Below are 18,249 nucleotides of genomic sequence, written 5' to 3'. Positions count from 1 at the left end.
CGCTCACCTGTCGATAACGCACGACCAGATAAGGAGAAACACCTTGTTCAGCAACAGGTTCGCCCGCTACGCGGCGACCGCGGTTGCCGCCGCCACGGCGGTCGGTGTGATGACGGTGCTCAGCGCCGCCACCGCGTCGGCGGCCGCCTCCGGCACCATCACGTTCTCGCCGGGCTCCGGCGCGGACACCTCGGTGTTCAACGTCGAGACCTCGGGCGTGTGCCCGGCGAACGACACCTACATCGACGCCACCATCTCCGGCGGCGGCTTCCCGGCCAACGCCGTCGCCATCAACAAGGAGCCGGTCTCCGTGCTCACGGCGACGCAGACCGGCTACGAGATCGCCATCTCCAACAACCTGCGGCAGCTGGCGACCAACTACGCGGTCACCAAGCTGGACCCGAACGCCTCGGGTCAGACCCCGTACACGATCGACGTCCAGTGCATCCCGGCGCTGGGCAACACCGTGGGCGCGGACTTCGCCGGCCAGCTGACGTTCACCAGCGAGACCGCGTGGAGCTCGGCGTCCAGCACGCCGACCACCACCACGCTGGGTCTGGCGCCGACCAGCCCGGTGTCCTTCGGTTCCCAGGTCACGCTGACCGCGACGGTCAACCCGGCCGCTGCCGGCTCGGTCACGTTCTTCGACGGCGCGACCGCGCTCAACGCCACCCCGGTCGCGGTGGCCAACGGCACGGCGAGCTACCAGACCAGCTCGCTGGCGGTCGGGGCGCACACGATCACCGCCGCGTTCACTTCCACCGACGCGAACTTCGCCAACTCGACCTCGGCGGCGTCTACCTACACCGTCGGCCAGGCCGGTCCGGTGGCCACCACCACCTCGCTGGTGAGCACCCCGGGTTCGGCGCAGGTGGCCGGCGGCAACGTCGACCTGACCGCGAGCGTGCAGCCGGCGACCGCCGCCGGTTCGGTCACGTTCATGGACGGCGCGACGTCTCTGGGCACGGTCGCGGTGAGCAACGGCTCCGCGGTGTTCAACACGACCGCCCTGGCGCTGGGCTCGCACAGCCTCACGGCGTCGTTCGTTCCCACCAACACGACCGCGTACGGTTCCTCCGCCTCGCCGGCGGTCCCGTTCACGGTCACCAAGTACGTCCCGCCGACCGCGACGGAGACCATCACCACCACGGTCGACGCCGGCTCGCTGAACATCAGCGTGCCGACCGGCCAGGTCTCCCTGCCGGACCCGGCGCTGAACAGCAACGGCACCCTGTTCACCACCTCCGGCTCGCTGGAGACGGTGACCGTCACCGACAACCGCGCGGGCAACCCCGGCTGGACCGCCTCGGGCCTGGCCACGGCGTTCGCGCAGACCGGCGGCAGCGTCCAGATCAGCGCGGAGAACCTGGGGTGGACCCCCGGCACGCCGACCGGCTCGGCGGGGCAGACCCTGACCACCGGCCCGTCCGTCGCCCCGGCGAACGGTGTCGCGGCCTCCGACAACGGCGCGCTGGGCCTGTCGCAGTCCCGGACCCTGGTCTCCGCCGCCTCCGGCGCGGGCCTGGGCACCGCCAAGATCGGCGCGACGCTGGCGCTGAACGTCCCGACCACGACCACGGCCGGTACGTATCAGAGCACGCTCACGCTGACCGTCATCTGAGTCATCTGAGTCATCTGAGTGATCTGAGTCATCAGCCGGAGCGTTGTCACCTCCACTGAGGAGCAAGGAGCGGCAGCCGGGCACCGATACCGCCCGGCTGCCGCACCGGCGCACCACCCCCGCTTCCGTCGAAAGTAGGACCAGGCGATGCCCCGTCTCCGTTCCCTGATCAAGGTGCTGGCTGCCACGGCCGTGGCCGGTGTGCTCCTGACGAGCCCGGCGTCGGCCGGGACCCCGCCGAGGACCGATCCGGCGCCCGCGCCCGCGCCGACCGCCGGCGCGGCGACCTTCGGCATCCAGCCGGCCACCGCCACCGCGCGCGACAAGACCCGCGACTCCTTCACCTACCAGGCGACGCCGGGCGCGAAGAAGACCGACTACGTCGCGGTCTCCAACTACAGCACCAGCCCGCTGACCCTGCGCATCTACGCGACCGACGCCTATAACACCGCGGACGGCGGCTTCACGGTCCTGCCACTGGCGACCAAGCCGCGCGACGTCGGCCTGTGGGTGTCCTTCCCCACCACCGGCGTCACCCTGGCCGCCAAGTCCTCGAAGATCCTGCCCTTCACGCTGACCGTCCCCGCCGACGCCAAGCCCGGCGACCACGTCGGCGGCATCATGCTGTCGCTGACGACGCAGGCCGCGGACGCCAAGGGCGGCCAGATCGCGGTCGAGTCCCGCGTCGGGACGCGGCTGCAGGTGCGCGTCCCCGGAACGCTGAAGGCACAGCTGACCGTGAGCCACATATCAACGTCCTACCACGCCTCCTCGAACCCGTTCGGCGGCGGCACGATGACCGTGTCCTACACCGTCGCGAACACCGGGAACGTCCGGCTGTCGGGAACACAGAAGGTGCACGTCACCAGCCTGTTCGGCGGCTCCAAGCCCAGCCTGCCCCTCGCCAACGTCAAGGAACTGCTGCCCGGCGACCAGGAGCGGGTGACGGCGACGGTGAAGTCGGTGCTGCCGTCCTTCAGCTCCACGGCGCACATCTCGGTCGTGCCGACACCGGTCGTCGGGGACATCGATCCGGTGCTGGCAGCCGTGGACGAGAGCGCGTCGGTGGCGACGATCCCGTGGCCCATGATCCTGCTGCTCCTGGCGCTCGGCGCTTTCGGCGGCGTGTGGGTGTGGCGGCGGCGGGTGCGGGTGCGGGTGCGTAAGCAGCAGGCCGCGAAGGCGAAAGCGAAAGCCGCGAAGACTGCTCCGGCGAAGAAGACCGCGGTGCCTGCCACTGCCGCCGCCACTGCCACTGCCGGCGCCGCGTCGAAGGCGGAAAGCGGAAAGGCAGAGGACGTATGAGCGGGACGACTGATTCGCCCGCGCGCGTAGCGGCGCTGACGGTGATCATCGTGACGGCGTGGCTGCACGCTGGTTCCTCGGCCATGGCTGACACCGGCGCGACATCCGGCCCAGCACTCGGCGGCGGCGACATCACCGTGTCGACGCTGATGGCGCCCGGCTCCCTGGTGATCAGCGTGCCACTCCGACAACCGGCACTGACCAGCAAGCTCCAACCGATCACCGTGACGGACAACCGCACCGAGGACCCAGGCTGGACCGTGACGGTAATCCTCACCAGCCACGAAACCGCCGGCCTGACCTGGAACCCCGACCTGCTCTCGGCGGCGCCCGGCGAATCGGTAATCCTGGGCCCGAAAACCGGACCGCGACCAAGCCTGCAACAGCCGCGCACCCTGGCCTCAACGCAGCCCGGCGCAAGCCTCGGAACAGCGCTCCTGAGCGCAGCGCTGTACCCGAGCGGAAGCGGCGCCGCGACCTTCACCCTCACCGCGATCTGAGCGCCGGCCGATGAACGCGCACCCAAGCAGACAGAGTTCGAACGACGGCTTCGAGGAAGACACGGACATCGAGACGGACTCTGACACTGGGATCGATGCAGCAGCCAGGTCCGATGCCGCGGTCGATGGCGGTCGCGGTGGCACTACCAAGGCCGATCCAGATGGCGACGCCGAGGCCGGTGGCGATGACAGTGGCGATGGCAAGGTCGATCGCAGTGGCGAGGCCGATACCGGTAGCGAGGCCGAGGCCGATGGCGACGGTCATGGCGATAGCGGTAGCAGTGGCGATACCAGTGGCATTAGCGAGACTGGTCGCGGTGGCGATGGCGATGGCGATGCCGAGATCGCAGATGGCGAGGGATCGGAATCCGAGCCCGCCCCCAGCCGCCTCCGCCTTTTCGCGTCGCGCGTCGGCGCGCGCCAGCCGCTTCGGTCCTTGCTGCGGCTGATTCGGTGGGTGCGTTCCCTGGTTCCGTCGTGGCTGGACAGGCCGTTTGTGCTGCGTGCGGCTGGGGTTGCGGTGTGCACGGTGGGGGTTGGTCTTTCGACGTTTGTCGCTGAGGTGGGTGTGCTGGGGCGGTTTGAGCATCGGCGTGATCAGCAGGTTGCGTATGCGGCTTTTCGTGCTGAGCTTGCTGCGGGGACGGCGCCGATTGGTGGGCGGGATTTTCGGGGTGTGATGTTGCGGGCGGGGGTGCCGGTGGCGGTCTTGGCGATTCCGAGTGTCGGGGTTGATGAGGTTGTCGGGGAGGGGACTGGTGCGGCGGTTTTGGAGTCCGGGCCGGGTTTGCGGCGGGACACCGTCTTGCCGGGGCAGGCGGGGACGAGTGTGATCATGGCGCGTGCCTCGGGGTACGGCGGTCCGTTCCGGTATCTCGACCAGTTGCAGCCTGGGGATCGCGTCGAGGTGACGACCGGTCAGGGGGTGGCGGACTACCGCGTCTCGGATGTCCGGCGGCGCGGCGACCCGGAACCTGCGCGGCTGCATGGCCAGTTGGGCCGCCTGACTCTGGTCACCGCGTCCGGTGCCGCGTATACGCCGAATGGTGCGTTGTACGTCGATGCCGACCTGATCTCGGACGTTCAGCCGACCCCGCCGGCTCCGGTTCCGCATCCCGGCGCTGAGGAGTCCGCGATGGGCGAGGACCGGTACGCGCGGCCTGATGTCGCCGCCTGGACCGCGGTGTTGGCGGGCGCGACGGTTTTGGCGTTCTGGGCCGGGCCGCGGTGGGGGCGGGCCAAGACGTGGCTGGTCGCTGTGCCGGTGCTGCTTGTCGTGGGGCTGACGCTCGCGGACCGGATCGCCCTGCTGTTGCCGAATCTGACCTGATTTCCCATAACACGATGCTGGAGCAACGCGATGACTGACAGCGATCTGAGCCACGCCGGTGCGGTGGCTGTTGACGACCGCCCCGACGCCGCCGGTCCGCACCTGCCCGGCACCCTGGAAGCCCGCGCCGTCTCGGCCTGGTTCGGCGACCGGAAGGTCCTCGACCGCGTCTCGCTGACCATGCCCGGCGGCCAGGTCACGGCACTGATCGGGCCCTCGGGCTGCGGCAAGTCGACGTTCCTGCGCATCCTGAACCGGATGCACGAGCTCGTCGCGTCGGCGGCGCTGGCCGGCGAGGTCCTGCTGGACGGCGGCGACATCTACGACCCGCGGGTCCGTCTCACCGAGGCCAGGGCGCGGATCGGCATGGTCTTCCAGAAGCCGAATCCCTTCCCCGGCATGTCGATCTACGACAACGTCACCGCCGGCTTGAAGCTCACCGGGACCCGCCGCAGCCGGTCGGAGCAGGACGACATCGTCGAGTCCTGCCTCACGCGCGCGGGTCTGTGGAACGAGGTGTCCGACCGCCTCAAGCAGCCCGGCGGCGCGCTCTCGGGCGGTCAGCAGCAGCGGCTGTGCATCGCGCGTTCGCTCGCGGTGCGCCCGGAAGTGCTGCTGATGGACGAGCCGTGCTCGGCCCTGGACCCGACATCGACCAACCGGATCGAGGAGACCATCCGCGAACTCGCCTCCGACGTCACGATCGTCATCGTGACCCACAACATGCAGCAGGCGTCCCGCGTCTCCGACCGCTGCGCCTTCTTCCTGGCTTCGGCGGGCACTCCGGGACGCATCGTGGAGCACGGGCAGACGAGGGCGATGTTCAGCTCGCCGCAGGACCAGCGGACGTCGGACTACGTCAACGGACGATTCGGCTGACGCCGGGTGACGCCGGCCGATGCCCGCCGATGCCCGGTCCCACCCGCCGCCGCCCGCCGCCGCCCGCCGACAGCAGTCGGCACGGCAGCCGGACACCGATACTGTCCGGCCGCCGCGACCGACCCGGAATTCAGCCCGCTGAAACCGAGCTCCTTCCCAAACCGGTCAAAAAACTTACTTCGGACCAGCAGAACCCTAAAGCGATTTAAATCACAGGCGCCGCGGCGCCCGCCGTAAACAACGGGACATCGCCATTACGCCAAAGCGGGTCCTCGCCGCGAGGGCCTGCCGAGGAAGCCTACGGGGCGTAATCATGCCTGCTCCAGAACCTGTCGTTCACAACAAATTACCGCATCCCGCGTGTCCTAATCGTTACGGACGCCTGGCGAGATTCCGCCCCTCCCCCTCTGGCGCGTACCGTGCTGAGACACATAGTTTTTCGTACCTCCAAAGAATCAATCGTTGGTCGCCCTGGCATCGACGGGTAAGGGCCGTCCCGCGTCAACAGAGTTCGTCACGACGGTGTGTGCACTCCCGGCACACCCTCAAAGGAATCCAACGATGAGACACTCGATCATCCGCTCCCTGGCAGTCGGCGCCGTCGCGGCGCTCGCGCTCGGAGCGTGCAGCTCCGGCACCGGCGGATCAGCCAAGGGGCGCAAGCCGTACATCGGCGTGATCCTGCCCGACACCACGTCCTCCGCCCGCTGGGCGACGCAGGACCAGCCGGCTCTGGCCGCGGCGTTCAAAGCCAAGAACGTCAAGTACGACATCCAGAACGCGCAGGGCAACAAGACCCAGTTCCAGGCGATCGCCGACCACATGCTCAAGGAGGGCGTCAACATCCTGATGATCGTCGACCTGGACGCCGCCACGGGCACCGCGGTGCTGGCCAAGGCGCGGCAGCAGGGCGTGCCGACCATCGACTACGACCGCCTCACCCTGGGCGGCGGCGCGGACTACTACGTCAGCTTCGACAACGTGGACGTCGGCGAGCTCCAGGGGCAGGGTCTGGTGGCGTGCCTGGGCGGCACCAAGAAGCCGGTCGTGGCCGAGGTGAACGGCTCCCCCACGGACAACAACGCGACGCTGTTCGCACAGGGCTACAACTCCGTGCTCAACCCGCTCTACGCCGACGGCACGTTCATCAAGGGCCCGAACCAGTCCACCACCGACTGGAAGAACGACATCGCCGGCCAGAACTTCGCGAAGATGCTCGCCGAGGCGCCGAACATCGGCGGCGTGCTGGTGGCCAACGACGGCATGGCCCAGGCGGTGATCGGCGTCCTGAAGCAGCACCACCTCAACGGCAGGGTCCAGGTCACCGGTCAGGACGCGACCGTCGCCGGGCTGCAGTCGGTGCTGGTCGGCGACCAGTGCATGACCATCTTCAAGGACTCGGTGAAGGAGGCGAACGCCGCCGCCGAGCTGGCGACCGCCCTGGCCACCGGCGGTTCGGCGAGTTCGGCCAACACGATGGTCGCCGACAGCGTCACCGGCAAGCTCGTCGCGTCCGTGATGCTGACGCCGGAGGCCATCGTCAAGCAGAACGTGGGCGACGTCATCTCCGCCGGCGCGGTCACGAAGGCCCAGGTGTGCACCCCGGAATTCGCCGAGGCCTGCACGGCGAACGGCATCAAGTAGCTCCGGCCGCGGCGGGCAGCCTTCGCGCTGCCCGCCGCGTCCCGCACACGGGCCCGAGTCGGCCCGCACACAGACTCGACTCGGCCCGCGGGCGGCTCAGAAAGCCGCCAAGCCGTTCGGCGTCCCCAGTCCGGTCGGACCGTCGTAGTCGGCCACCGCGTTGCACTGGTAGTCGCCGCCGCAGTCCATCCCGCTCACCGAGTTGTTCCCGCCGACCACGTCGTTGAGGCCGGAGGCGTGCGCGTAGAGGTACGAGGCGTCGGGGAACCGCCCGGGGTGTCCGGCGAGCGCCACGACGCCGGCGAGGAAGGGCGAGGAGACGCTGGTCCCGCCGACGACGCCCCACCCCGGGCAACCGTCGGTGCAGTAGATCGCAGGTCCCGTGTTCGGGTCGGCGTCCGCCGAGACGTCAGCCGTCATGCGTCCGGGGCAGTTGGCGTCCTGCTGCCAGGCCGGCTTGGCGAACCACGCCGAGCAGCCGCTGCCGGCGCCCGACCACGCGCTCTCGCTCCAGCCGCGGCTGGTCGCGGCGCGGGTCAGCGTGGTTCCGCCGACGGCGATGACGCTGCCGTAGACCGCCGGGGCGTTCGCCGGCTGATAGCCGCTGTCGCCGGTCGAGGCCAGGATCGCGACTCCGGGGTGGGAGTAGTGCGAGGCCACCTGAGCGGAGTCCGAGGCTTCGGGACCGCCGTAGCTGTTGGACACCTCGGTCGCTCCCAGCGCCACCGCGGTGTCCACACTGGCGGCCAGGTTCTCGTTCGAGGCGTCGTCGGCTTCGACGAGCAGGATGTGGCACTGCGGGCACGCCGCCGACACCATGTCCACGTCGAGCGCGATCTCCACACCCCAGCCCTGGTCCGGCGGCAGCGGGGAGGCCGCGCCGCGCTGGTTCGCCACCTGGAAGCAGCCGTTCGCCGTCGTGCACGCCGGCAGTCCGTAGGTGGCGCGGTAGACGGCGAGATCGGATTCGATGTTCGGCTCGGCGCCGGCATCGACGATCGCCACCGTCTGCCCCGCGCCACCGGTGGAGGGCAAGTTGTAGGCGGCGCGCAGATCGGCCGGGCTCAGGCCGGTCGGCGGCGCGGCATTCGCCGGCTTGGAGCGGCCGGCTGCCGCACCGCGCACGCCGCTCCCGCCGTGGACGTCGGTACGCAGCCGGGCGAAGCAGCTCGCGTGACCGGGAGTGGCCGCCGCGCACACCGCGACCGAGGTGCCACCGCTGGGTTTCGTTCCGCCGCCGCCGTGCGTCGGCGCCGCGACCGCCGGAGCGGCGAGACCCAGAGCCGCGGCCGCACCGGCAGCGAGTGCCGTCAGGATTCTTATTCGCGTTTTCATCGTCTTCTGAGATCCCCTCATGCTGTCGCTGATCAGCCGACGGTGTACGGGTTGGTGACGGTCTGGCTGATCGAGCCGCCGATCGAGTCGGCCGCGGTGACCCGCACCGCGACCGGGGTACCGGGCGCCGGGTTGTGCCACAGCGCGGCGTAGTGCCCGAACGCGCCGACGGTCGGCACGTCCTGCCAGGTGGCGCCGCTGTCGAAGGACACTGACACCTTCGCGGAGACCACCGGGGCGAGCGATCCGTGCCCGCCGAAGGAGTGGTGGCCGATGTCGAGCACCAGCGACTGCACGGGGCTCTGCGAGACGTTCGTCCGCGACAGCGCGCCGTACTGGTAGCCGATGGTCATGACCGGCATGATCTGGCACGGCGCCGACGGCTGGCCGGCAGCGATCGCCGCCGGGCAGTAGTTCCCGTCGGGGAGCGTGGACCGGGAGTCTGTCTTTCCGGTGTATTGGAACGTCACATCGGTGTGGGTGTTCGTGGACTGCTTCTCCCCGGACGTGCGGTCGGTGTCCAGGACGGCGCGAACCGTCGCGGGGGTCGTGCCGACGTTCGGCACGATGATGTCCGGGCTCGAAAAGCCGGGCGGGCCCGAAGGCGGCGTCAGCGGCTGGCCGTTCCAGTAAAAGGTCGCCGACGGGTTGGCGTCGAAGTCGACACCGACTGTGTCGGGATTGCTGTCACCGGCGTCATAGAACTCCAGGTCCATGTTCCCGGCACCGACGCAGACCTGGCAGTCCACCTCGGCAGCGGACTCCTGGTACCGGCCGAAAGCCGGGGCGGACGGTGCCGCACCCCAGGTGTGCTGCGAGACCTGACCCGCGTGATAGGTCTTCGCGCCGGACCACAGGGACGGTCCCTCGGGCTGGCCCGGTCCGCTCGCCCACGGACCGGAGATGCCGTTCGCCCAGCGTCCGGGGGTGAAGTACGACGTCGACTTCTGCGGCATCGCCGCCCCGAACTGCAACCCGGGACCGGTGTACGGCAGCACCGGAGCGGCGTCGACGCCGCGTTCGGCGCCGGCGAGGGCCGGATCGGAATCGATGTTCTCCGTCTCCGCCGCCAGGTCGCGGTCCGCGGGATGGTGGCTCTGGTCGGCGTCGATGTGGTCCGAAGGGAAGTCGAGGAAGTACTGGTACTGATAGTTGTCCGGGCCCGCGCCTGCCGGACCGGCCATGTCCTCGACCGTGTCCAGCGTGAACTTCCCGACCTTCGCCGTGGCTTGCGGCGTCATGGTGAGCGGCATCCCGCCGGTGAAGATGAAGAAGGATCCGAGGACGACCGTCGGTCCGGTGGTCGGCGTGCGCGTCATCTGCTGCATCAGGTTCTGCGCGGTCGAGGACTGCTGCGTGGTGACGGAGACCGGCGCCGTGGCCGTCCGCGCGTCCAGAGTCAGCGCCGGCACGTCGCCGGTGGCCGGCACGGCGAAGTCGTTGACCGCGACCAGCGCCTCCCCGGTGATGTAGCCGGACGTGTCGTAGGAGAAGTCGCTCATGTAGGCGGCGTAGTTCCCGGCGGGCAGCGCGATCCGGGCGACGCCGCCCACGACCGGTTCGCTGACCGCCATGATCTGCGAGTTGTCGGTGTTGATCAGCGTCACGTAGCTGTCCAGCGGCGCGCCGTCCGTGTCCAGCGCGTTGATCTGCAGGATCCGCATCGGATAGTTCGGCGTGACCGGGGTTCCGGTCCCGGCGACCCGCATCGAGGTGAGGCCGAGGAGTCCGCCGCTGCCGACGGTCCGGCCCGCCGTCTTGTCGGCGGCGATCTGCTTCTGCAGCGCGGTGGCCAACGCGGCGCCGGAGGCCGGGGTCATGTAGCCGGTGGCGGTCTGCCCGGAGACCGCGGTCAGGGTGACGCCGGCCGGCGCGCTCGGGGTGACGCCGGCTTGGAAGGCGAGCGAGACAGGGATCTGACTGCCCTGCGCGCCCTGCGCCATCGCCGCGAGGCGCGTGACGTCGAACAACGACATGTCGAGCACCCGGCCGGCGAACGGCACGGCCTCGGCCGGGACGATGTAGGTGTCGCCCTTGGTGTCGGTGAAGGTGGTGAAGGCCTTGCTGGGACCGCCGGGCAGGACCCGCGTCCCGGCCGGGGACAGCTCGACGGTGTCGCCGGTGGCCAGCGTGACGCGGCTGGTCGTCGAGGGCACCGGAGTCGCCTGGGGTGTGGCGCCGACGGCGCCCTGAGCCGGGACGGTGAAGGTGGCGACGGCTGCCGCCGCCGCGCACAGCGCTGCGGCACGAGCAGCGCGTGATGTGTGTTTCCGCACCCTGATTCCCTCCGTGACGGGTGATCTGACGGGCCCAATCAACCGAAGGAACGCAGTGGTTGTCAGTACTTTTCGATGACGGGAAGCCGACGCCGGAGCCCGGCAACCCGGAGCGGTCGCCACCGCGTATCAGAACGACAGGACCGTCGTCGGACGGCTGTCATCGACCATCGCCGTGCGGCAGGCGAAAGCCCCAGACCGGCAAGCCGATCCGGGGCTTTCTGGTGCGCTGCAAGGGATGCGCGCGGTGTTCCTACCTCTCGACGCGGTCCTACTTCGCGTTCAACGCCGTGTCGTCGAGGACGAAGCTGGTGGTGCCGCCGTTCTTGTCGGTCTCGGTGCCGGTGAAGCGGAGCTTGACGGTCTGACCCGCGTAGGCCGACACGTCGCTGCTGTGCTGGGTGTAGCCGCTGGCCTTGTCCAGATTGCTGTAGGTGGCCAGCGTGGTGAGCACGGTGCCCGAGGAGTTGAGCAGCTGCACGCTGAAGGTGTCCGGCTTGGCCGTCGACGTGCTCTCGGTCGTGTCGATGTGCAGCCAGTAGGACAGGGTCGCGGTGCAGCCCGACGGGATGGTCACCGACTGCGCGACGGTGTCCGTGTCGGCCGAGCCGTTGCCGTTGAACCAGGACTCCCAGGAGCCCGCGTGCGTCGGCTCGCCGCTGGTGCTGTTGGTGATCGGGTTGAAGCCCAGGGTGGAGCTGCCGGTCCAGCCGGTGCTGGCGCCGCTCTCGAAGCCGGGGTTGGTCAGCAGCTGGGCCGCGGTGCAGCCGCCCCCTCCGGAGACGGGGTTCACCGTCAGCGTGTAGGTGGCGGTGTGGGTACCGGTCGCAGCCTTACCGGTGACCGTGATGGTGTACGTCCCGGGGGCGGTCGTGGAGGTGGTCGCGACGCTCAGGGTCGAGCTGCCGCCGGAGGTGACGTTGGTCGGGCTCAGGCTGACCGTGGAGCCGGCCGGGCCGCCGCTGGCGCTCAGCGCGACGGACTCAGCGGCACCGGCGGTCACGGCGGTGGAGACCGTCGCGGTCGCGGTGCCGCCGGCGGTGACGGAGGCGCTCGCCGGGCTGGCCGCCACGGAGAAGTCGTTCGTCGTGCCGGAGCCGGCCGGGACGTAGGTCCAGGTCTTCGTGCTGCTGGAGCTGCTGCCCGACTTGACCTTGCCCGAGGAGTCGTTGATGTACTTCTTGCCGGTCTGGATGTCGGTGAACGTCAGGTCGGTGTTGTACGACCACTGTTGGCTGGGTCCGGCGGTACATTTCTGCATCGAGATCTGCGAGGTCGAGTAGTCCGCGCAGAGGTTGTTGATCTGCAGGAACGTGCCGTCGAAGGTGAAGCGCTGGCTGGCCGCGGTGCTGTCACAGGCGGCCGTCACCAGCAGCGCGCCGGCCGAGGAGCTGTTGTTCGGGTCGGTCATGCAGTTGCCGGTCGAGACGTTCTTGTACTGCCCGACGGAGATCGTCGGCTTCGCACCGCCGTAACACGCGCCGGTGCTGGTGTTGAAGATCGGCGAGGAGGACACCGTCTCGTTCGACGGCGGATTGACGATCACCGGCTCCATGGTCGGCGTGCCGTCGCTGTTGTAGTTGGTCAGCGCGTCCTCGCACTCGATGGCGTCGAAGGCGTTGCCGCCCTTCCCGCCGAGCCACAGGTCCAGGTGCCGCAGGTTGGGACCGCCGTTGGGACCGTGGCCGGTCCAGTCCGAGCTGCACTCGTCGCAGCCGTCCTCCATGATGAAGTACTTGCCGACGCGCGGGACGTAGACGATCGTTCCCGGCGGCTGCTCGTTGGAGTCGGTGGCGAAGGTGATCGGATCGGCGTACGTCCCGGTGCCGCCCGCGGTCTGGTGGATCTGCGGATAGGCGATGTCGGCGCCGGGCGGCGTGTTGTCCCACCAGCCGTAGAAGGTCAGGAAGGTCTGCTCGCTGGTGGCCGACGCCGCCGCCTGAGCCGGCGCGGCGATCATGCCGAGGGCCGCGCCGATGCCCAGACAGAGGGCTGCGAGCGCCGTGATGAGGCGCCGCGGGGATATCTTCATTGCTGTTCCCCTTTCATTTGCGGGGCTGGGGATGGGCCGGGGCCGGCGGACAGGCCGGCTCCGGCCGTGCGTGCTGGTGCGGTGGCGGTGCATGCGGTACGTGGCAGTGCGGTGGCGGTGCATGCGCTACGTGACGCCGGCGCGCTGGGTAGCGGGGTGGCGCAGGCGGTGCGACCAGCGGTGATGCCGGTGCGCATTTCTCGTTAGTAACCTTTCCTAACTTAATGCTGGAGCGTAGGCAGCATCGGCCGGAGCGTCAAGACACTGCGGCTCACGACTCGCGGGCTTTCTCGATTACGAGGCGCGATCTCCGAGATCGCCCCGCACCGCATCCCATGCGGCGGGGGACATCAGGGCACGAACAGACTCCAGCAGCCGATAGAACGCCGGAGCATGACGATCGGCCAGTTCCGCGTTGTGCCGGAACACATCCAGCTCGTTCGCCGCGGTGATGTCGAGGAAGGCACGCAGCTCCTCACCGGTCGGTTGGCAGTCGGCGCCGGCGAACCGGTCCCGGAAGACCGGCTGCTCACCGCCGCGCAACCGCGGGTAGGTGGCAGAGCGATCGCAGCTGGCGTAACGGTAGACCAAAGCCTCAGCGCCCTCGCCGATCAGCTCGACCAGGATCGCGCGATCGGCCAGATCCAGCAGGGACGGGGCGAACCCGTCGGTCCCGTACGTCGCATGGCAGAGGCCTGCGACCTGAACCGCAAGCGGCACACCCCATTCCGCGAGCCGATCGCTCACGCGGATGAGGTGCGCCAGAAGCGTGCCGCCGGGGTGCGGCATGTCTGCGGCGCCGTGGGCACGAAGGAACTCAGTGAAGGGACGGTTGGCGGATGCGGGTTCGTTCGGAATCTCGCTCACCCCACGCGTTCTACTCGGGGGCTGAGTGCGGCGCAACAGTCGGTGTCGGCGGCAGCATCACGCCGGTCGGCGAGGCGGCGGTACCGAAATCCAACAGGCCGTCGACCTGGGCACCGGAGAAGTCCAGTGTCGCGCCCTCGAACCTGGCGCCGGCGAAGCGGAACCGCTCCGGCGCCACCACCGCGCCGTCGAACCGCATCACACCGCCGGCCAGCCGCGCGTCCCGGAAATCGATGGTCCCGCGCAGCGAGGACTCCGAGAGTTCGATCTCGGCGCCGCTCATGGTCGCGCGGCACAGATAGCAGCAGCCTTCGATGGTGGTCGTCCGGATGTCGATGTAGCCGTCCTGGAACAGCACGTCGCTGAAGTTCACCGTGGCCTGCGGTCCGACCGAGGCCTTGCTCAGGTCCAGGGCGCCGGAGTCGAAGACCGCGCCGCGGACGTCCAGCAGCCCGCCGTCGATCCGGCTGCCGCGCAGCACCAGCGGCGCCCCGGCCACGAACCGCGCGCCGGCGAAGACCAGCCGGCCGCCGGTCAGCTCGATGCCCTCGAAGTCGCCGCCGTCGACGAGCGCGCCGGTGAAGTCGAAGTTCCCGCCCCGCCACGGCACCGCCGCGGCCGGCCGCAGATGGTCGGCGACGACCCGCATGATCGCGTGCCGGAACTGGCGGTCGTCGTCCCAGGCCAGGCGGTCCTCGATCGGCGCGTCCGCCGGCGGCTGCAGGACGTGGCCGCGCCGCGCGAGCGCGCACAGGACGTCGACGCACTTCTGCCGGCCGGCGGGCCAGTCGTCGGCGAGCCCCTCCATCGAGTAGATGCCCGCCTGCCGCACCCCGGCCCGGTCCGAGCCCAACTGCTCGGCGGCGGCGTTGAAGCGCTCGTTGAAAAGGCGGGTGCGCTCCCGGTCGTCGGCGGTCTCGGCGACCAGCTGCCGCCGGTAGGCGATGACCAGCCCGACCAGCGCGCCGACGCCGGCGACCGCGCCGAGGACGAGCTTGACGACGTCCAACGCCGTCCCCGGCGAGGACCGGAACGAGGAGCGCGACAGCAGCCCGAGCCACCCCAGCACCCCGGCGAGCACGCCGAGAGCCAGCGCCAAGGTCGCGCAGAACGTGGCGAACGCGACCCGCCCGAGCGGCCACCGGGCGAGCGCGGGAGCCCGCCGGCGGCCGAGTGAATCAGAGTTCTGTGAATCCTGGCCCACGACCGCATGATAAGCGGCGAAACCACCGTGAGCCAGGCTCAGCGCGGGTCCGTCTTACGGCAGCACCGGAACGACGCGGTTTGTGCGTCCGTCCGCCTTAACTCAGGACCCTGCCGCCCCGCTACACCGCCGGAGCGTCCAGCGCGATGTGGATCCGGCGCCGCCGTTCCTCCGCGATTTGCACGTCCGGGTGCTCGCGGGTCAGGACCCGCTGATACGCCGCGACTGTGCGCCGCCAGCGGGCGTTGTTGATGGTGCGGCGGGTGGCGTCGTCGCCGGCGAGGGCGTCGAAGGTGGTGACGCGGTTGGAGGCGACGGCCAGGGTGGTCGGGTGGTTCTCGCCGAGGGCTTGGACGAACTTGGGCTCGAGCTGCTTCTCCAGGTCCTCGGCCTTCGTGTACTCGCCGCGGTCCCAGAGGGCGGTGGCCAGGTTCGCCGCGACGATCAGCTGGTGCGGGTGGTCGGTCGGCAGTGCGGCGAAGACCTGCGCCGCCTCGTTCAGCAGGGTCTCGGCCTCGAAGGGCTCGTGCTGCACCAGGTGGACCAGGGCGAGGTTGTTCTGGCAGATGGCGGTGAAGGGGTGGTCGGTGCCGCAGACCTCCACCGCGAGCATCAGCGCCTGGCGGCCCAGTTCGGCGGCGTCGGCGCGGCGGTCGGTGCGGACGAGGCAGTTGGCCAGCTCGGTCATCGCCAGCACCATCTCCGGGTGCCGGTCGCCGATCAGCTTCTGCAGGTCGGTCACCGTCGTGGAGGCGACGCGGCGCGCCTCCTCGTACTGGCCGGCCTTGCGCAGGCAGCTGGCGAGGGTGCCCTTCGCCGTCAGGGTGGTCGCGTCGTGGGGACCGAACACCCGCTCGCAGCGGTAGGTGTTGTGCTCCTGCATCTCCACGGCGCTGCGGTACTGCCCCATGTCGCGGTGCGCGCGGGCGATGCGGGTGCGGGTCTGGAACGCCGCCCGGTCGCCGTCGCCGCGCAGGCGCACCTGGTCGCGGACCAGGTCCTCGTCGTTCCGCATGGCGTTCGCGGCTTCGCCGAGCAGGAGGTAGGACACCGAGACGTTGCCGCGGGCCATGAGGCTGAGCCGGTCGATCTCGCCGAACTCGTCGACGGCCCGGTCCCGGGTCTGCGTGTCGATGGTGCTCGCGTCCGCGAACCGGCCCAGGCGGCGCAGGTCGCCGCCCCGGTTCAGACCGGTGCGGATCGCGATCGCCGGGCGTACGTCCGGCATCTCGGCGACGTCGCGGGCCAGCGCCTCGTCCAGCTCCAGCGCTTCGCCGGCCCGGCCCATGTTGCGCAACGCGTTCGCGCGCTCCAGCGTGGCTTCGCGGACGTCGGTGTGGTGCGGGCCCAGGACCGGTGTCCACGCCGCGATGGCGCGGGCGGCGGCCGCCTCGCACTGCGTCGACTCGCTCCAGATCATCAGAGCCCTGATGACGTGCAGCATCATCTGCCGGCAGGAGATGTCCGCGGCGCACAGCTCGCAGTCCCAGCCGTCCGAGGACTCCAGGTTGCGCCAGATCTCCAGCATCACCAGCCACTGCGCCGACGTCCGCGCGGCGCCGATGTCGCGGGCGCGCAGCATCAGGTGGACCGCGTGGCGGTAGCGCAGCGCCTGGTCCTCGGCGATGTCGGCGACGATGACCCGCTGCGGGACCCGGTGCATGGAGATGACCGATTCCTCGCCCTGGAGCCCGATGGTCGCCAGCGAGTGCTTGCGGATCTCGCTGAGCATCCCGAGCAGCGCCGAGGAGTCCGCGAATCCGCGGGAAACCTGCGCGAGGTCGGCCAGTTCCGGAAGACCGCTGTCCTGGCTCAGCGCGCCGAACAGCCGGATCGGGATCGGGGCGCTGGCCATGAAGGACAACAGGCGCAGCAGCTCGCCGGCGGCGGGGACCTCGCGGCCCACGCTGTCCAAGGCGGTCAGATAGGTCTGCGCGACCGTCTTCTCGTGGCGTCCGAGCTTGACCTGGTACTGGTCGACGCCGCGCTCGGACGCCGACTGCAGGAACGCCCGCACCGACTGCGCCGCGCCCCGCACCTGCGCGGCGGCCAGGTCCATGGCGATCGGCAGACCGTCGCAGTACCCGACCAGAGCCTGCAGGTCCTCGTCGCCGGTCTCCGGCAGCCTGGAGCGCAGATAGCGGAAGCTCTCCTCGGCGGACATCGGCTGGATCGGGAGCTCGGCGGCGATGTCCGTCCAGTTCTCGTCCGTCGAGGTGATGATGACGTGGCCGTGCTGGCCGGGGAAGCTGGGCAGCAGGTCCTTCACCGCGGCGGCGGAGCGGGCGTCGTCGATCACGACGAGCCAGCGCCGCGTCCGCGCGTCCTCGAGCAGCGCGCGCAAGGCGCCGTCGATACCGGCCTGCAGGTCGTCCGCGCTCGGGGCGCCGAGCTCCGCGCCGACGTTGACGACGTCCTGCCGGGCGATCGCGGTCCGGGTCGCGCGCACGAACCACACCGCGTCGTACTCGCTCTGATAGCGGTACATGTACTCGACGGCGATCTGCGACTTGCCGACGCCGCCGAGCCCGGTGACCGCCACCCGCGCCTGCCCGCGCGGCGCGTCCCACAGCCGGGCGTGCAGAGCCTTGAGTTCCTTGTCCCGGCCCACGAAGGAGAAGTTCCTGTTGGGCGTCCACGGACACCAGATCGCCGGATCGCTGGCCGGGAACCGGGTGCGGACCTTGCCTTCGCGCGTGCGCACCGGGACCCTCCCGACCGGCGGCTCGCCGGAGACCGCCTGGATCAGGCGTTCGCGCGCCGCCTGCTCGCCGACGTCCGAGATGTCGATGATCTGCTGGCGCACTTCCAGCGGCAGTTCGGCCGGCAGCTGCGCGCGGTCCACGACCACCGGGAACAGCCGGTCGAGCAGGTCGGCGCTGTCGCGCAGCGCGGTGCGCCACTGCTGGGGCGAGTAGTCGGCGGCGGCCAGGAACGCCTCGCTGAGCACCACGACGCAGCAGCTGACGCCGCCGCCGAGCACATCCCCGATCGTCCGGCCCAGATCCTCGCCGTCGGCCGTCCAGGACAGCCGGTGCGTCTGGAACCCTTGGTCGGCGAGCGCCTCGTCGATCCACGACACCCACGTCTCGTCCGCATCGCAGTGGACGACGAGGGCGTCACGGACGCCGGGGATCGCGCTGTGCAGCACCACTACTACCCCTCAACAGGCCTGGATTCGAGCCGACGAACCCAGCCTATACTCGAACCCTGCGTTTCCGACGGCGCTGGCGAATCAGATCGCTGCGGTGTTTTT

Annotated in this window: 12 protein-coding genes; 6 read left to right on the top strand and 6 right to left on the bottom strand. The window is 70.0% G+C overall.

Translation table 11 applies throughout. From position 1 onward, the window contains the following. The first annotated feature begins 43 nt into the window (after positions 1 to 43). From CACI_RS02245 to CACI_RS02220, 6 genes are all read left to right on the top strand, one after another. On the top strand, positions 44 to 1,621 hold the full coding sequence (locus CACI_RS02245) for an Ig-like domain-containing protein (RefSeq protein ID WP_012784699.1): 1,578 nt from the start codon (positions 44 to 46) through the stop codon (positions 1,619 to 1,621). Positions 1,622 to 1,768: 147 nt separating this feature from the next. Continuing rightward, positions 1,769 to 2,926, top strand: coding sequence for a WxL protein peptidoglycan domain-containing protein (locus tag CACI_RS02240; protein WP_012784698.1), 1,158 nt, complete (start codon positions 1,769 to 1,771; stop codon positions 2,924 to 2,926). Beyond that, entirely contained in the window at positions 2,923 to 3,426 is a 504-nt protein-coding gene (locus CACI_RS02235; RefSeq protein WP_012784697.1) for a hypothetical protein, read from the top strand. The genes CACI_RS02240 and CACI_RS02235 overlap by 4 nt, the downstream gene beginning before the upstream one ends. Positions 3,427 to 3,436: 10 nt before the next feature. After that, a complete protein-coding gene (locus CACI_RS02230) occupies positions 3,437 to 4,756 on the top strand; it encodes a sortase (protein WP_049871438.1) in 1,320 nt (439 codons plus the stop codon). Positions 4,757 to 4,786: 30 nt separating this feature from the next. Beyond that, positions 4,787 to 5,635 (top strand): phosphate ABC transporter ATP-binding protein PstB, encoded by an 849-nt coding sequence (gene pstB / locus CACI_RS02225; RefSeq protein ID WP_012784695.1) that lies wholly within the window; start codon positions 4,787 to 4,789, stop codon positions 5,633 to 5,635. A gap of 561 nt (positions 5,636 to 6,196) precedes the next feature. Continuing rightward, positions 6,197 to 7,279 (top strand): sugar ABC transporter substrate-binding protein, encoded by a 1,083-nt coding sequence (locus CACI_RS02220; RefSeq protein WP_012784694.1) that lies wholly within the window; start codon positions 6,197 to 6,199, stop codon positions 7,277 to 7,279. Between the two features lie 96 nt (positions 7,280 to 7,375). On the opposite strand, the gene CACI_RS02215 is transcribed toward CACI_RS02220, so the two are convergent. The 6 genes from CACI_RS02215 to fxsT all read right to left on the bottom strand — a co-directional run bounded on the left by CACI_RS02215 (position 7,376) and on the right by fxsT (position 18,147). Continuing rightward, positions 7,376 to 8,614 carry a S53 family peptidase gene (locus CACI_RS02215; protein WP_012784693.1) on the bottom strand — a complete coding sequence of 413 codons (1,239 nt, stop codon included), beginning with the start codon at positions 8,612 to 8,614 and terminating at the stop codon, positions 7,376 to 7,378. A 32-nt stretch (positions 8,615 to 8,646) separates the two neighbouring features. Then, positions 8,647 to 10,890 carry a hypothetical protein gene (locus CACI_RS02210; RefSeq protein ID WP_012784692.1) on the bottom strand — a complete coding sequence of 748 codons (2,244 nt, stop codon included), beginning with the start codon at positions 10,888 to 10,890 and terminating at the stop codon, positions 8,647 to 8,649. A 271-nt stretch (positions 10,891 to 11,161) separates the two neighbouring features. Next, positions 11,162 to 12,922 (bottom strand): ricin-type beta-trefoil lectin domain protein, encoded by a 1,761-nt coding sequence (locus tag CACI_RS47420; protein WP_012784691.1) that lies wholly within the window; start codon positions 12,920 to 12,922, stop codon positions 11,162 to 11,164. A gap of 294 nt (positions 12,923 to 13,216) precedes the next feature. Continuing rightward, a complete protein-coding gene (locus CACI_RS02200; RefSeq protein ID WP_012784690.1) occupies positions 13,217 to 13,789 on the bottom strand; it encodes a DUF6817 domain-containing protein in 573 nt (190 codons plus the stop codon). Positions 13,790 to 13,799: 10 nt separating this feature from the next. Next, positions 13,800 to 14,993 (bottom strand): pentapeptide repeat-containing protein, encoded by a 1,194-nt coding sequence (locus tag CACI_RS02195; protein WP_012784689.1) that lies wholly within the window; start codon positions 14,991 to 14,993, stop codon positions 13,800 to 13,802. Positions 14,994 to 15,114: 121 nt separating this feature from the next. Further along, the gene (gene fxsT / locus CACI_RS02190; protein WP_012784688.1) at positions 15,115 to 18,147 is read right to left on the bottom strand and encodes an FxSxx-COOH system tetratricopeptide repeat protein; all 3,033 of its coding nucleotides are present in this window, start codon (positions 18,145 to 18,147) and stop codon (positions 15,115 to 15,117) included. Positions 18,148 to 18,249 lie beyond the last annotated feature (102 nt).

This window comes from Catenulispora acidiphila DSM 44928, from assembly GCF_000024025.1.
GTDB classification, from domain to species: Bacteria; Actinomycetota; Actinomycetes; order Streptomycetales; family Catenulisporaceae; genus Catenulispora; species Catenulispora acidiphila.
The sequence above is the reverse complement of the archived record's forward strand: the minus strand, read 5'-3'. Positions and strand labels throughout refer to the sequence as shown.